This is a genomic window from Shimia sp. MIT1388, from assembly GCF_047124445.1.
In the GTDB taxonomy this organism is placed as follows: domain Bacteria; phylum Pseudomonadota; class Alphaproteobacteria; order Rhodobacterales; family Rhodobacteraceae; genus Shimia.
In genome coordinates, this window is sequence record NZ_CP138921.1 from 532,366 (window position 1) to 546,378 (window position 14,013).

The following is a 14,013-nucleotide window of genomic DNA, read 5'->3' on the forward strand; positions in this document are numbered from 1 at the left end:
TTCAGCGGCTTTAGCTCCTAGGCAAGAAAGGCTGCCCCAATCAGGGACAGCCTTCTCTTGATTTAAGCGAGATCCTTATAGGACACCTCTTTGGCGTCCGCGCCTTCACCCACCTTGTCACGGCGCACTAGAAGACGGTTGAGCGCGTGGATGTAAGCCTTGGCGGAGGCGACAACTGTGTCGGTGTTGGCGGACTGGCCAGTGGCGATCACGCCGTCTTCTTCCAGACGCACGGAAACCGTCGCCTGCGCGTCGGTGCCTTCGGTCACGGCGCTCACCTGATAGAGCTGCAGGCGGGCGGTGTTGGGGTGGATCTGGCGGATCGCTTTGAAGGTGGCATCCACCGGACCGTCGCCTTCGGCGGTTGCCGACATGTCCTTGCCGTCGACTTCCATCTCAATGGTGCTTTCCGCCGGGCCGCCGGTGCCGCAGACCACTTTCATGGAGACAAGCTGCAGGCGGTCGTCCTCGTCTTCACCGCTGTCGGCGCGCACGAGTGCGACCACGTCGTCGTCAAACACCTCTTTCTTGCGGTCGGCCAGCTCCTTGAAGCGGACAAAGATGTCCTTGAGCTGGTTGTCACCCACTTCAAAGCCGAGCTGTTCCAGCTTGTCGCGCAGGGCGGCGCGGCCGGAGTGTTTGCCCAAAGGCAGCGAGGTGCCGGAGAGGCCTACGTCTTCGGGGCGCATGATCTCGAAGTTCTCGCGGTTCTTCAGCATGCCGTCCTGGTGGATGCCGCTTTCATGGGCAAAGGCGTTTTTGCCAACGATGGCCTTGTTGGGCTGCACCAGAAAGCCCGACACAGTGGAGACACGGCGGGAGATTGCCATGATCTTGGTGGTGTCGATGCCGGTGGTCCAGGGCATGATGTCGTGGCGGGTTTTCAGCGCCATCACCACTTCTTCAAGCGCCGTGTTACCCGCGCGCTCGCCCAGACCGTTGATGGTGCATTCGATCTGACGCGCGCCGCCTGCGACGGCGGCGAGGGAGTTGGCGGTCGCCATGCCCAGGTCGTTGTGGCAGTGGGTGGCGAAGATCACCTCGTCCGCGCCCGGAACCGTTTCGATCAGGCGTTTGATCAGGTCAGCGCTTTCGGCCGGGGCGGTGTAGCCCACGGTGTCGGGAATGTTGATGGTGGTCGCGCCCGCCTTGATGGCGATCTCGATCACGCGGCAGAGGTAGTCCCACTCGGTGCGGGTGGCATCCATGGGCGACCATTGCACGTTGTCACAGAGGTTGCGCGCGTGGGTCACGGTTTGATGGATCTTGTCGGCCATTTCGTCCTGGGTGAGGTTCGGAATGGCGCGGTGCAGCGGCGAGGTGCCGATGAAGGTGTGGATGCGGTTTTGCTTGGCGTGTTTCACCGCCTCCCAGCAGCGGTCGATGTCGGCGAAATTTGCACGCGCCAAGCCGCAGATGCGGGAGTTCACAGAGTTCTTGGCGATCTCGGAGACGGCGGCAAAGTCGCCCTCGGAGGCGATCGGGAAACCGGCCTCAATGATGTCCACGCCCATGTCATCGAGCATGCCGGCAATTTCCAGCTTCTCGTCATGGGTCATGGTGGCGCCGGGGGATTGCTCGCCGTCGCGCAGGGTGGTGTCAAAAATCAGGACTTTGTTGTCGGACATGGGTTTGTTCCAGTTTAGATATGCGGTTTGGGAGACGGGGCGCGGTTGCTGTCTCCGGAATTGGGTTCGCCGGTGGGCTCGATCAGAAGCACTTTCACTTCTTTCTCGGCACGGGGGCGGTGGACCTGGCCTTTGGGCACGATCAACAGCTCACCCGCACCGAAAGTGACGGAGGGGGCGTTGTCGTAGTCCATGGTGACCTCGCCTTCGAGCACGAGAAAGAAGTCATCGGTGTCGTCATGTTTGTGCAGCGGGTACTCGCCCTGAAATTTCACCACCATGACGTCGTTGCCATTGTAGTTGGCAACCACATGTGGGTCCCAATGGCTTGAGAACATGGATAGTTTTTCGGCGAGATTGATCTTTTGCATCGTGTTTTCCTAGTTACCTGTGGGTGTCGTTTGCCGTGCGACGGTTAGACATGTGGCGCGAGACATTCTCCTCTGAGCACGCGCGCCAACAGTGTCACGCTCAGAGGCGGACTAGGAGTAGGTCGAGGCCACGCGCAAAGGGCGCCGGAAGGCGCGCGTCTGTTGCGATATGGGCTCTAGTGGTCATGGCGCAGATTTATACATGCCGTTTGGTAAATGAAAAGGGCAAAAGTTTTGGATTTTTGCCTGAAGGGGGACTGGGGCTTTGCCCCGTCACGGCGGGGCAGTGACCCCCCAGGATATTTGAGGACTGTGAAAGACTTAGAGCATCCGGTTTGCCGTGTTGTGCGTAATCTCAGGGCAAGAGGGAGAGAGATATGCGCGCATTGGTGGTTGGTGATACAGGTGGGATTGGGGCGGCGGTGGCAGCACGATTGCGGGCGCGAGGCGCGCAGGTTGTCGGGCTATCGCAGCGGCGGGACGGGTTTGATGTTGCCGATCCGGCGCAGGCTGAGGCGGTTTTGGAGGCGCTCGACGGGCCGTTCGACCTGATCTTTGTAGCGACGGGGGCGCTGGTGAACACGAGGTCTGCACCGGAGAAATCGTTGCGCGAGGTGAGTGCGGTGGAGATGGCGGCGCAGTTTGCAGTGAACACTGTTGGACCCGCGCTGGTGTTGAAGCAGGCGCCGAGGTTGTTGGCGCGGAGGGAGCGGGGCGTGTTTGCAGCGTTGTCGGCGCGGGTGGGATCGATTGGCGACAATCGTGCTGGTGGCTGGTATTCTTACCGGGCATCCAAGGCCGCGCTTAACCAGGTGATCCGTACCGGGGCGGTAGAGCTGGCACGCAGTCATAAGCAGGCTGTCTGTGTGGCGTTACATCCCGGCACAGTAGCGACCGACTTCACGTCGAATTATCCGGCGCATAAAAAGGTTGGGGCTGAGGAGGCTGCGGCAAACCTTCTTGGCGTGTTGGACGGGCTGGCGCCCGCCCAGAGTGGTGGGTTCTATGATTACGCTGGGCTTGAAGTGCCGTGGTGAGACCGGTCTGCGAGACGGCTGATCGCGGATAGGGCCCAGTAGGCGAGCAGGCCAGCCGGACCAAACAGGAAGATCAGTGGCAGGCTGGGGGCCACCCACCAGAAGCGGATGCCCTTTGCGCGCGCAGAGCGGCAGGCCCAAGCGCCAATGAACAGATCAAAGGCAAGAAAATGCACCCAGCCGGCCAGGAGCGCCTGGTCGTGGGAGAACAGGGCTTTCACGCTTGCCAGACTGTCAAAGCCGCCGGTTGTGTCGGCCGGAAGCAGGATCAGCACGACATAGCCGAGTGAGAGCAGGGCTGGCAGGAGGAAGCCCGCGGTTTTGTCTGACAGTGTGGGCAGCCATGGGGAGGCGAGTAGCAGGAGCCAGCCAGACATGGCGAGGAGGCCTGCGAGAGAGAAGGCGGTTTCAAAGGGCATTGGGTTATCCATAAAAAAGGTGTTTTCTGCCATATGTTGCGATTCGCTTGCATATACAAGCATGTTGCAATAAGTGAGGCACATGACAGATATCAGAACAACAAGCGCGCTGCGGCTCTTGCAGGCAGCGGACGAGTTTCGCGCGGGGCTGGCCGGGGAGTTTTCCTCGGTGCATGGCATTTCTGTAAATGAGTTTTTGATGCTGCTGCATTTGCAGCGGTCGCCAAAGCAGCGATTGGCGCGGGTAGAGCTGGCCAAGCGTATGCATGTGAGTGCTTCCACCGTGACCCGCATGGCCGCGCCGATGGAGAAAATCGGGTTGCTCAGCCGTGATGTGGATGAGCGGGATGCGAGGATTGTGTTTGTTGTGCTGACAGATACAGGTGCCGAGCGTTTGGAGGAGGCGCTTGTGACTTTTGCCAAGCGGGCGGGATATTTGCTGGACGCGCAGTGGGATGACGCGGATGTGGGGCAGTTGGCGGAAATGCTGAGGCGGTTGGCGCCAGGGGCGGCAGGTACTCTGACCTGAAATGAAAAAGCCGCGCCCAAGGCGCGGCTTTGTGATCTTTGCTGGCGGTCGGGTTAACCGTCGTTTTGGGCAGGGGCGGCCTCGGAAAGAGTGCCGTTGGCCCAGTTGCCTTTGCGCTCTTCACCGGAGGCGTATTTCATGGTGCCTTCGCCCTGACGCTGGCCACCTTTGAAAGTGCCCTCATAGATGTCGCCGTTGGCATAGGTGGCCACACCAACGCCGTCAATCTCGCCGGATTTCCATTCGCCCGCGTATTTGAAGCCGTCCGGCATGACAATTTCGCCAATGCCGTTGCGCTGGCCCAGAGAGAATTGGCCGGTGTAGGTGGTGCCGTCGGCGTAGGTGGCGACGCCCATGCCGTGGCGCTGGCCGTCTTGCCATTCGCCCTCATAGCGGTAGCCGTCGGCGTAGGTCATCACGCCGCGGCCGTGGTTTTTCGCGTTTTTGAAGTCACCTTCATAGACCAGGCCGTTGGCGTAGACGGCTTTGCCAACGCCGTCGTTCACGCCCGCTTTCCAGTCGCCTTCATAGGTGGTGCCATCGGTGTAGGTGATTTTGCCCTGGCCGTCGGCGAGGCCATTGGCGAACTGGCCGACATAGACCGAGCCGTCAGCGTAAGTGACTTCGCCGTTGCCTTCGATGTCACCGTTGACCCAGGTGCCCACGTAGACGTAGCCATCGCTGCCTTTGAAAGTGCCTTGGCCGTGGCGTTGATCCGCCTGGAAGTCGCCTTCATAGGTGTCGTCATTGGCGTAGGTCACCATGCCTTTGCCTTGGCGTTGACCACCGACCAGTTGGCCGACATAGATGTCGCCATTGGGCTGCGTGAGGGTGCCGTCGCCTTCGATCTGACCCGCGGCCCAGGTGCCTTCGTAGATCAGGCCTCCGGGCATGGTCAGGCGGCCCTGGCCCGCGCGTTCACCGGCTTTGATTTCGCCGTCATAGATGGTGCCGTCGGCATAGGTGATTTTGCCCAAGCCTTCTTTGACGCCGTTGAGCCAGTCACCTTCGTAACGGTAGCCGGCCGGGCTGATCATCACGCCTTTGCCGTGGTGGTTGGCGTTTTGGAAGCTGCCTTCGTAGCGCACGCCGTTGGCATAGATCGCCACACCGGCGCCGGTGATCTTGCCGTCTGCCCAGTCGCCTTCGTAGGTGCCACCATCGGTGAAGGTGATTTTGCCAAATCCGTGTGGTTTGCCTTTGGCAAAGGTGCCGACATAAACCGAGCCATTGGGGAAGCGGGCCATGCCTTCGCCAACGATCTCACCCTCAACCCAAGCGCCTTCGTATTCGTAGCCGTTGGGCAGGCGGTAGATGCCGGTGCCGTGTTGCAGCCCATCCTTGAAGGTGCCCTCATAGACACCGCCGTCGTCATATTGTTTGGTCAGAACCTGGCTGTCCTGTGCGAAGGCAGCACCGCTCAACGATGTGCCTGCCATCAGGATGGCTATGGTAAGTGCCTGAGTTCTGCTCATAATTTCCAGTCCCACTGTTGCCCCGAAGGAGCATCCCCATCACCTTGCGGTGTTTTGCGTGATTTTAGGGCAAGGGTGGGATTGGGGCAAACGGTTTTGCACCTAGGCCCTGTTTTGGCGGGATTGAGCGGTCTGAGGGCGGTGGTTTGCGCTTTTCCTTGGCGCTGTGTCTGCTACATCTTTGCGCAAGTAACGCGGTGCGGGAAGAGAAGACATGGCTGATACATTCCGTTTGACACTGGCGCAGGCCAATCCGGTGATGGGGGATTTGGCGGGCAATGCCAACAAGGTGCGCGAGGTCTGGGCCGAGGCCAAGGCGGCGGGCTCTGATATGGTGGCTTTCCCGGAGATGTTCATTGTGGGTTACAACGCGCAGGATCTGATCCTGAAGCCGGCTTTGCAGGCGGCGGCGCTGGCGGAGATTGAGCAACTGGCGGCGGATTGCGCGGACGGGCCAGTTGTGGCCGTGGGCGGACCGTTGGTGCAGGAAGGGGCGCTTTATAACGCCTACTTCATCCTGAAGGGCGGAAAGATTGCGCATACGCAGCTCAAGCATCACTTGCCCAACTACACCGTATTTGACGAAGAGCGCCTGTTTGCCCATGGGCCGATGGGCGGGCCATATGATGTGAATGGCGTGCGGGTTGGCAGCCCAATTTGCGAAGATGCTTGGTTTGAGGATGTGCCGGAAACCTTGGAGGAAACCGGTGCGGAGATCCTCGTGGTGCCGAATGGCTCGCCTTATTACCGCGACAAGTTTGATCGCCGCATGAACCATATGGTCGCCCGTGTGATCGAGACCGAACTGCCGCTGGTGTACCTCAATATGGTGGGCGGTCAGGACGATCAGGTGTTTGACGGGGGCTCCTTTGTGCTGAACCCCGGCGGGCAGTTGGCGATGCAATTGCCGGTGTTTGACGAAGCGGTGGCGCATGTGGAATTTGAGCGCACCGCCGCAGGGTGGCGCTGTAAAGATGGCCCAAAGGCGTTGCTGCCCGCGGGGGAAGAACAGGACTATCGCGTCAGTGTCGAAGCGCTGCGGGATTACATGGGCAAAACCGGCTTCAAGAAGGTTCTGCTGGGGTTGTCTGGCGGCATTGACAGCGCACTGGTGGCAACCATTGCGGTGGATGCGCTGGGCGCGGAGAATGTGCGCTGTGTGATGCTGCCGTCGGAGTATACCTCGCAGGAGTCTCTGGATGACGCGGAGGACATCGCAAAGCGGTTGGGTGTGCACTACGATTATGTGCCTATTGCCGAGGGACGTGCGGCGATCACCAACACGTTGGCGCCGCTGTTTGAGGGCACCGAGCCGGGGCTGACGGAAGAGAACATCCAGAGCCGTTTGCGTGGGCTGTTGCTGATGGCGCTGTCCAATAAGTTTGGCGAGATGCTGTTGACCACCGGCAACAAATCCGAGGTCGCGGTAGGCTATGCCACAATTTATGGCGACATGGCGGGCGGGTATAATCCGATCAAGGACATGTATAAAACCCGCGTGTTTGAGACCTCGCGCTGGCGCAACAGCGTGCATCGGGATTGGATGAACGGGCCGGAAGGCGAGGTCATTCCGGTGAACATCATCGACAAGCCGCCTTCCGCCGAGCTGCGCCCGGATCAGAAGGATGAGGACAGCCTACCGCCGTATGACGTGCTGGACGCGATCCTGTTCATGCTGGTGGATGAGGACAAATCCGTCGCGGACTGTGTTGCTGCTGGCTATGATCGGGAGACGGTGAAGCGGGTGGAACATCTGGTTTACATCAGCGAATACAAACGCTTCCAGTCCGCGCCGGGCGCGCGGTTGAGCAAGAAAGCGTTTTGGCTGGACCGGCGCTATCCGATTGTGAACCGGTTCCGCGATCCGAGCTGAACGGCAGCACTAACGTAGACATAACAGGGGCTTGCACATGATTGAGCGCAAACACACGGGCACACGGATGTCCAAAATCGTCATTCACAATCAGGTGGCTTACCTGTGCGGACAAGTTGGCGCGGGCGACACGGTTGCAGAGCAGACGCGGGATTGTCTGTCTCGCGTCGATGCGCTGCTGGAAGAGGCCGGATCGGATCGTGAGCATATCTTGCAGGCCATTGTTTGGCTGTCTGACATGGCTGATTTTGCCGAGATGAATGCGGTTTGGGATGATTGGGTGCCGGAAGGTCATGCGCCTGCGCGGGCCTGTGGCGAAGCGAAATTGGCGCGCGATGTGCTGAAGGTTGAGGTGATTGTGACGGCGGCGGTGAAGGGTAGCTGAGGGAATGGCGTTGGAAAAGGGCGGGCAAGTGTGGTGCTCGTCTTTCTCGGACGATGGCAGGCTGGTTTTTGCCTAGAGTGACGGATGAAGCGGGAGATTCGCATCATCGCTTTGACCTTGTTCTAGTTCATCCGTTTGATCGGCAATTCGAGTTGTGCCGCCTTTACCCACTTTTCGTGTAGGTAGAATTGGACTATCCATTCTGGCAGTATGCGACGCTCAAATTCACTATATATCCTGACTGCGGTAGCAGTAGTGTTCTCCCTCTTGATGGGATTTACCCAGCTAATGCGGGCGGGTTTACCGACCGCTGATGTAGTGGCTCATCAGGTTGCGAACCAACCAATCATCCAAGTTGCTGAATTCAGGCCCGGTGAAGCAGAGATCATTTTTCTTAACAGTCACAGGGTGGTTGTATGGAGGCGCAATGAGGATGATAGGGCCCTTGCAGCAAGTCAAAACTCACCAGAAGACTGGCGACAGCGGGAAACAAGAATTCTCGGAAAGCCCGAGCCCATTTTTGCGGATGATGCAAATTTGACGTTGAACGGAGAGTGGTTCTTTGCTTTGGCGGAGTTTTCCAACCCGTATCAATACCTGTTGCTGAGAGCAGGCGACTTTGGGGGCTTCTTCGAAGGACGGTATGCAGTCCACTTTGACTTAGCAGGGCGTGTCAGAAAGGGCGGCGGTAGCAAGAACCTTACCGTCATAGAAGCCGAGTATGTCGATGACGGGAAAGGCATTCAGCTTTTTCTTGCCGGGAAACCTTGAAGGCAAAATTCCTGCACTAGCTGCGAATTGGCGCTTGGTCCCGCATCTATGCCATCAGTTCTGAAGGTTTTTGGCTGAATTCATGATTTGCAAATTGCAGCACGCCCCAATCAGGGACGGGCCGTTTTTTCTTCTGGCGGCTTACCCGCGCGCTTTGATGACCTGCAGCAGCGGCATCAGGGAGGCCATGTCAGGGCCGTTTTTCTGACCGGTGAGGGCTTTACGCAGGGGCATGAAGAGGCCGCGGCCTTTGCGGCCGGTGGCGTCTTTCACCGCAGCGGTCCAGGTGGACCACGTGTCGTCGTCAAAGGGGCCTTCGGGCAGGAGTTTCATGGCCTCGGCGATGAACTCTTTGTCCTCGTCATCGATCTCCGGCTCAGCCCCATTGGTGTAGAGGTCCCACCATTTGCCCAGATCGTTGAGCGTGGTGATGTTGTCGCGGGTCACGTTCCAGAAGCGTTCGGCCTTGTCGGCGGGCACACCCACGGCGGCGATGGCGTCGGTCACCTCTTCTAGTGGCTTCTCATGCAGCACTTTGGCGGTGAGCGGGTAGAGATCTTCGACGTCGAATTTGGTTGGTGCGGCGCCGAATTTGGTGATGTCAAAGCCGTCTGCAATCTCTTCGAGGTTGGCGCGCAGCTCCATTGGGTCGGAACTGCCCAGACGGGCCATCAGGCTCAGGAGGGCCATCGGCTGCACACCGGCCTCGCGCAAGTCGCGCAGAGCCAGGGTGCCGAGGCGCTTGGAGAGCGCTTCGCCCTGTGGGCCGGTCAGCAGGGAGTGGTGCGCGAAGTTTGGCACCGCGCCGCCAAGCGCTTCGATGATTTGAATTTGCGTGGCGGTGTTGGTGACGTGGTCCGAGCCGCGCACAACATCGGTGATGCCGTAGTCGATGTCGTCGCAAACGGAGGCCAGTGTGTAGAGGAACTGACCGTCGGCGCGGATCAGCACCGGGTCAGAGACTGAGGCGGCGTCAATCGAGCGGTCGCCCAAGATGCCGTCGGTCCATTCGATGCGCTCGTGGTCCAGCTTGAAACGCCAGTGGCCGTTGCCGCGCTCTGCGCGCAGGTTGGCTTTCTCATCCTCAGACAGGTTCAGCGCCGCGCGGTCGTAAACCGGCGGTTTGCCCATGTTGAGCTGTTTCTTGCGCTTCAGGTCGAGTTCGGTTGGGGTTTCAAAACACTCATAGAACCGGCCCATGTCGCGCAGTTGCTGCGCGGCGTCTTCATAGCGCTCCAGACGGTCGGATTGTTTCTCGATGCGGTCCCAGGTCAGGCCGAGCCATTCGAGATCTTCTTGGATGGCGTCGACATATTCCTGTTTGCTGCGCTCCGGATCGGTGTCGTCGATGCGCAGGATGAAGGTGCCGCCAGCTTTGCGGGCGATCAGGTAGTTCATCAGCGCGGTGCGCAGGTTGCCAACGTGGATGTAGCCGGTGGGCGAAGGGGCAAAACGGGTGGTCGTCATGGGAATCTCCTGTTGCGTTCCCAATTCCACACCTTGCGCAGTTTGTCCAGAAATGTGGCGCTTAGCCCGCGTGTACGGGCCATTTGGCATTGAGGTCGGCGAGGCCGGTTTGGATCAGCTCTTCGAGGACCGCGAGGTCGATGTCGGCGAGTTTGTTGATGTAGAGACAGGATTTGCCCAGTTTGTGTTTGCCGAGGCGGTCGAGAATGGCGCTGTAGTCCTGATAGCCCGGCATGATGTAGAGCACGAGGTTGGCTTTGCGCGGGCTAAACCCTGTGGCGAGGAAGTCGCCTTCGCGGCCGCTGTCATAGCGGTAGTGGTATTGGCCAAAGCCGATGATCGACGGGCCCCACATGACAGCAGGGTAGCCGGAGACACGTTCAAAGAGGTCGAGCAGGACGAGGGTGTCAGACTGGCGACGTGCGGGCGAGACGGTTTGCAGGAAGTCGCGTGGAGCCAAATCGGTGGGGGCGGTTTTATTGCTGCTCATTCGGTTCCCTTTTCCTGTTCGCGGTTATCGAGTGTGTTCACTTTGCGGTGAAGATTGGCCCAAAGCGCTGCGGATTACGTAGTGTAGCCAATACGGACCGTTTTGACATCAATGGGAGAGGATCAATGTCAAAGAAGACTGGACTGACTCGGCGTGGCGTCTTGGCGGGGGCGGCGGCGATGCCGTTGGCTGCGACGATGGCGCCGCAAATGGCCACAGCCAAAGCGGAGATGATGGGAGTGGGCGCGACGCGCTTTAACCGCATGAAGCTTGGCAGTTTTGAAGTGACCACCTTGTTGGTGGGCACGCGCACGGTGGAGAATCCGCAGAGCATTTTTGGCATGAACGTGAGCGCGGAAGAGTTTGCTGAGGCTTCGGGGGCTGCCAACATCCCGACCAATGCGGCACAGTTTTTCTTTACGCCGACTGTGGTGAACACCGGCAACGAGTTGGTGCTGTTTGATACCGGCCTGAGCCCGGAGAGCATTACGGGCGCGTTGGAGGCCGCGGGCTATTCGGCGGATCAGATTGATACGGTGGTGATCACCCACATGCATGGCGATCACGTTGGCGGTGTGGCTGGCGAAAGCGGCGTGACCTTTGGCAATGCGCGTCATGTGACTGGTCGGGTGGAATATGACGCCTGGGCCGCGACCGATGGCAACAAGGCCTTTGAAGGCAAGATCCGCCCGAATGCCGAGCGCTTTGACATGATTGAAGATGGGGCTGATGTGGCAGGGGGTATCTCCGCCGTGGGGGCCTTTGGACACACGCCAGGTCACATGGCGTACCGCATCGAGAGCGAGGGGCAACAGCTTGTAATCGCGGCAGATTTTGCCAACCACTATGTGTGGTCATTGGCCTACCCGGATTGGGAGGTGAAATTTGATCGGGACAAGGCTGCTGCAGCGGCGACCCGGCGCAAGATGCTGGATATGCTGGCGGCGGACAACATTCCGTTCATTGGCTATCACATGCCATGGCCAGCGGTGGGCTATGTCGAGAAACACGACAGTGGCTACAAATATGCGCCAGCAAGTTACCAGCTGATGCTGGGATAAGAACCGTTTTGGTTCTTAGAGGCGGCGCTCCCCTCGGGGCGCCGCTTTTGTTTTGGTCTTTGATCTAGGACAGAGTTTTGCACGCCCTGTTTGCGGTAACGGTTTGCGGGTGTCGGTGGCGACACGTGCTGTTTGCTCTCTGGAGGATGGATCGTTGCAAGATATTCTGACCGTGACTTTCAACCCAGCTGTGGACATGTCCACTTCGACGCCTGAGGTGAGCGCCGGGCCGAAGCTGCGCTGCGACGCGCCGGTGTTCAGTGCCGGTGGCGGCGGGATCAATGTGTCACGTGCCATTCGCATTTTGGGCGGGCATTCGCGGGCGTTTGTTGCGGCTGGGGGCACGGCGGGTGTTAAGCTCGGGGATTTGTTGGCCGAAGAGGGCATTGCGCGCATTCCCTATCCAGCACCGGGGGAAACTCGCACCAATGTGGCGGTGATTGAGGGCGCAAGAGGGGATCAGTACCGCTACGTGATGCCGGGGCCAACTTGGCGGGAAGCGGACTGTGAACTGATGTTGGACAACCTGTGTGCGATGGTGTCGCCGTCGGGATTGGTTGTGCTTTCAGGCAGTTTGGCGCCGGGGATGCCGGTGAATGTGATCCGCCGTATCATGCAGCGGCTGGGGACTGCTGGACCGAAGGTGATTTGTGACATTTCCGGCGCGCCATTGGCGGATCTGTGTGGGCATGACGGCTGTGGACTGGAGGTGCTGCGTATGGATCATGACGAGGCAGAAGAAATCGAAGGCGCGCCATTGGCGAGCCGCGAGGACAGTGCCCGGTTTGCGCGGAATTTGGTGGCCAAAGGTGTGGCGCGCACGGTGATTGTGGCGCGGGGGCCGGATGGGTCGGTGCTGGCGACATCGGAGGGCTGTGTGCACGCCTCTGGGTTGGATGTGCCGGTGGATAGCAAAGTGGGGGCCGGGGACAGTTTTGTCGGGGCGTTTGCCTTAGCGATGGCCATGGGCAAAGACGCAACCACGGCCTTGCAGTGGGGCACGACGGCGGCGACGTCGGCGGTGACCACGCCCGCACGAGAGCTGTGCCGGAAGCCGGATTTTGAGCGCTATCTGCCGGAATGTGCGTTGAGCGACCTGGCGGTGTAGCTCAGAGATACAGCATCGAGGCGACAAGGAAGAAGATCAGCACGCCAAACACATCGTTTGTGGTGGTGATAAAAATGCCGGTCGCCACGGCAGGGTCGAGCTTTAGGGATTTGAGAACAAAGGGAATAACGGCGCCAATGGTGCCTGCGATGGTGGTCACTAATGTCAGGGCACAGAGGGCAGTGAGGGCCAGATAGGCGGGTGCGTGCAGCGGGATGATCTGGCTGACCAACAGGACCATGAGCGCGGTGATGCTGCCGATGGAGAGCCCGTTGAGCATGGCGCCCAAGAGTTCGCGAAGGATGCGGCCGCCAAAGTCGCCGCGCCAGTTTACGCCGGAGGTGAGGGACTGCACAGACACGGTGGAGGCTTGAATGCCTGCGTTGCCGGCGGTGGCCATGACCACGGGGATAAAGCTGGCCAGCACGGCGGCCTGGGCCAGCGCGTCCTCAAAGGAGCCGATCACACCGGCAGCAAAGCCCGCCCCGCCTAGGCCGCCGAGCAACCATGGCAGACGGCGGCGCAGGATGGTGAACGGGCTGTCAAACTGTGTGGTGGCGGGGGAAACCGAGCCCATGCGCAGCATGTCTTCTTCGGCCTCTTCGCGGACAATTTCAGCCAGTTCGCGCGGGGAGATGCCGCCGACGAGCTTGCCAGTGCTGTCGATCACGCCGATGGCGTGCAGGTTTTTGGCGCGTGCCATTGATAGGACGTCTTCGCGGTCCCAGTCGGCGCTGACCAAAAGCAGTTCCGGGTGCAGGATGTCGCGCAGGATCACGTCGTCGGTGGCGGCCAGTACTTCGCGAAAGCGCAGGAACCCCAGTGGTTTGCGGTTGACGTCCACCACAAACATCATGTCGATTTTGGCGAGGTTCTGGCTGCGGGCGCGGATGTCCTGGGTTAGCTGTGCGACGGTCCAGTCTGCTGGGGCCATCAAAACGCCAAGACGCATCACGGTGGCGGCGCTGTCGTCGCGGGCTTGAAGGACAGCGGCGATGGCGTCGGCCTTTGGGTGCGCCGCGACCAGCTGTGCCGCGAAACTGCGCGGTAGTTCCAGTAGCGTGTCTACGGCCTCATCCTCATCCATCATCGCGATGATGTTGGAGAATGTTGTGAGGGAAGTTTCTGAGAACAGAACGGCGCGCAGGTCTGGGTCGAGTTCGGCCATGACCTTGAGGCCAAGCGCATCCGGGATCCAGTCAAACATCACGCGGGCGCGGGCGGGGCGTAGGCGTGTGAGGGCGGCCAATGTGTCGGCCGCAGGCCAGTCTTCGAGTGCTTCCAATAAGGCCGCTTTGTCATCAGCTGCGATCCAGTGATCGAGCTGTTTTAGCAGCTTGCGGTTGGCCTGTTTGCCGTCCTCTGTGTGGTCGTTGTGCCAAATCATAGAGGGCATGGC

General features: G+C 59.7%; 14 protein-coding genes. 7 read left to right on the forward strand and 7 right to left on the reverse strand.

Annotated features, from left to right (window positions below):
• Positions 1–62: 62 nt before the first annotated feature.
• Positions 63–1,628 (reverse strand): 2-isopropylmalate synthase, encoded by a 1,566-nt coding sequence (locus SIB92_RS02570; RefSeq protein ID WP_412554347.1) that lies wholly within the window; start codon positions 1,626–1,628, stop codon positions 63–65.
• A gap of 14 nt (positions 1,629–1,642) precedes the next feature.
• Complete coding sequence (locus SIB92_RS02575; RefSeq protein WP_412554348.1) at positions 1,643–1,999, reverse strand: cupin domain-containing protein; 357 nt, start codon at positions 1,997–1,999, stop codon at positions 1,643–1,645.
• A 377-nt stretch (positions 2,000–2,376) separates the two neighbouring features.
• Between SIB92_RS02575 and SIB92_RS02580 the strand changes: the two genes are divergently transcribed.
• Entirely contained in the window at positions 2,377–3,036 is a 660-nt protein-coding gene (locus SIB92_RS02580) for an SDR family NAD(P)-dependent oxidoreductase (protein WP_412554349.1), read from the forward strand.
• Here SIB92_RS02580 and SIB92_RS02585 read toward each other — a convergent pair.
• Positions 3,009–3,518, reverse strand: a complete 510-nt coding sequence (locus SIB92_RS02585; RefSeq protein WP_412554350.1) for an ABA4-like family protein — start codon at positions 3,516–3,518, stop codon at positions 3,009–3,011. The two genes, SIB92_RS02580 and SIB92_RS02585, sit on opposite strands and share 28 nt — an antisense overlap.
• Before the next feature lie 19 nt (positions 3,519–3,537).
• On the opposite strand from SIB92_RS02585, the gene SIB92_RS02590 reads away from it, so the two are divergent.
• A complete protein-coding gene (locus tag SIB92_RS02590) occupies positions 3,538–3,984 on the forward strand; it encodes a MarR family winged helix-turn-helix transcriptional regulator (RefSeq protein WP_412554351.1) in 447 nt (148 codons plus the stop codon).
• Positions 3,985–4,037: 53 nt separating this feature from the next.
• On the opposite strand, the gene SIB92_RS02595 is transcribed toward SIB92_RS02590, so the two are convergent.
• Positions 4,038–5,459 carry an MORN repeat-containing protein gene (locus SIB92_RS02595; RefSeq protein ID WP_412554352.1) on the reverse strand — a complete coding sequence of 474 codons (1,422 nt, stop codon included), beginning with the start codon at positions 5,457–5,459 and terminating at the stop codon, positions 4,038–4,040.
• A gap of 214 nt (positions 5,460–5,673) precedes the next feature.
• On the opposite strand from SIB92_RS02595, the gene SIB92_RS02600 reads away from it, so the two are divergent.
• The 3 genes from SIB92_RS02600 to SIB92_RS02610 all read left to right on the forward strand — a co-directional run bounded on the left by SIB92_RS02600 (position 5,674) and on the right by SIB92_RS02610 (position 8,488).
• A complete protein-coding gene (locus SIB92_RS02600; RefSeq protein WP_412554353.1) occupies positions 5,674–7,332 on the forward strand; it encodes an NAD+ synthase in 1,659 nt (552 codons plus the stop codon).
• Between the two features lie 37 nt (positions 7,333–7,369).
• Positions 7,370–7,717, forward strand: coding sequence for a RidA family protein (locus SIB92_RS02605; protein WP_412554354.1), 348 nt, complete (start codon positions 7,370–7,372; stop codon positions 7,715–7,717).
• A gap of 270 nt (positions 7,718–7,987) precedes the next feature.
• The gene (locus SIB92_RS02610; protein WP_412554355.1) at positions 7,988–8,488 is read left to right on the forward strand and encodes a hypothetical protein; all 501 of its coding nucleotides are present in this window, start codon (positions 7,988–7,990) and stop codon (positions 8,486–8,488) included.
• A 141-nt stretch (positions 8,489–8,629) separates the two neighbouring features.
• Here SIB92_RS02610 and gltX read toward each other — a convergent pair whose 3' ends face one another.
• Both gltX and SIB92_RS02620 read right to left on the reverse strand, forming a co-directional pair.
• Entirely contained in the window at positions 8,630–9,955 is a 1,326-nt protein-coding gene (gene gltX / locus SIB92_RS02615) for a glutamate--tRNA ligase (protein ID WP_412554356.1), read from the reverse strand.
• A gap of 61 nt (positions 9,956–10,016) precedes the next feature.
• Complete coding sequence (locus SIB92_RS02620; protein ID WP_412554357.1) at positions 10,017–10,445, reverse strand: DUF1801 domain-containing protein; 429 nt, start codon at positions 10,443–10,445, stop codon at positions 10,017–10,019.
• A 125-nt stretch (positions 10,446–10,570) separates the two neighbouring features.
• On the opposite strand from SIB92_RS02620, the gene SIB92_RS02625 reads away from it, so the two are divergent.
• Together SIB92_RS02625 and SIB92_RS02630 are read left to right on the forward strand one after the other, a co-directional pair.
• The gene (locus tag SIB92_RS02625; RefSeq protein ID WP_412554358.1) at positions 10,571–11,506 is read left to right on the forward strand and encodes an MBL fold metallo-hydrolase; all 936 of its coding nucleotides are present in this window, start codon (positions 10,571–10,573) and stop codon (positions 11,504–11,506) included.
• A gap of 154 nt (positions 11,507–11,660) precedes the next feature.
• A complete protein-coding gene (locus SIB92_RS02630) occupies positions 11,661–12,614 on the forward strand; it encodes a 1-phosphofructokinase family hexose kinase (RefSeq protein ID WP_412554359.1) in 954 nt (317 codons plus the stop codon).
• A gap of 1 nt (position 12,615) precedes the next feature.
• On the opposite strand, the gene mgtE is transcribed toward SIB92_RS02630, so the two are convergent.
• A complete protein-coding gene (mgtE, locus tag SIB92_RS02635; protein WP_412554360.1) occupies positions 12,616–14,010 on the reverse strand; it encodes a magnesium transporter in 1,395 nt (464 codons plus the stop codon).
• Positions 14,011–14,013: the final 3 nt, after the last annotated feature.

Coding starts and splice junctions, on each gene's coding strand:
- SIB92_RS02570 (WP_412554347.1), bottom strand. CDS start 1,628: ATGTCCGACAACAAAGTCCTGATTTTTGACACCACCCTGCGCGACGGC.
- SIB92_RS02575 (WP_412554348.1), bottom strand. CDS start 1,999: ATGCAAAAGATCAATCTCGCCGAAAAACTATCCATGTTCTCAAGCCAT.
- SIB92_RS02580 (WP_412554349.1), top strand. CDS start 2,377: ATGCGCGCATTGGTGGTTGGTGATACAGGTGGGATTGGGGCGGCGGTG.
- SIB92_RS02585 (WP_412554350.1), bottom strand. CDS start 3,518: ATGCTTGTATATGCAAGCGAATCGCAACATATGGCAGAAAACACCTTT.
- SIB92_RS02590 (WP_412554351.1), top strand. CDS start 3,538: ATGACAGATATCAGAACAACAAGCGCGCTGCGGCTCTTGCAGGCAGCG.
- SIB92_RS02595 (WP_412554352.1), bottom strand. CDS start 5,459: ATGAGCAGAACTCAGGCACTTACCATAGCCATCCTGATGGCAGGCACA.
- SIB92_RS02600 (WP_412554353.1), top strand. CDS start 5,674: ATGGCTGATACATTCCGTTTGACACTGGCGCAGGCCAATCCGGTGATG.
- SIB92_RS02605 (WP_412554354.1), top strand. CDS start 7,370: ATGATTGAGCGCAAACACACGGGCACACGGATGTCCAAAATCGTCATT.
- SIB92_RS02610 (WP_412554355.1), top strand. CDS start 7,988: ATGGGATTTACCCAGCTAATGCGGGCGGGTTTACCGACCGCTGATGTA.
- gltX (WP_412554356.1), bottom strand. CDS start 9,955: ATGACGACCACCCGTTTTGCCCCTTCGCCCACCGGCTACATCCACGTT.
- SIB92_RS02620 (WP_412554357.1), bottom strand. CDS start 10,445: ATGAGCAGCAATAAAACCGCCCCCACCGATTTGGCTCCACGCGACTTC.
- SIB92_RS02625 (WP_412554358.1), top strand. CDS start 10,571: ATGTCAAAGAAGACTGGACTGACTCGGCGTGGCGTCTTGGCGGGGGCG.
- mgtE (WP_412554360.1), bottom strand. CDS start 14,010: ATGCCCTCTATGATTTGGCACAACGACCACACAGAGGACGGCAAACAG.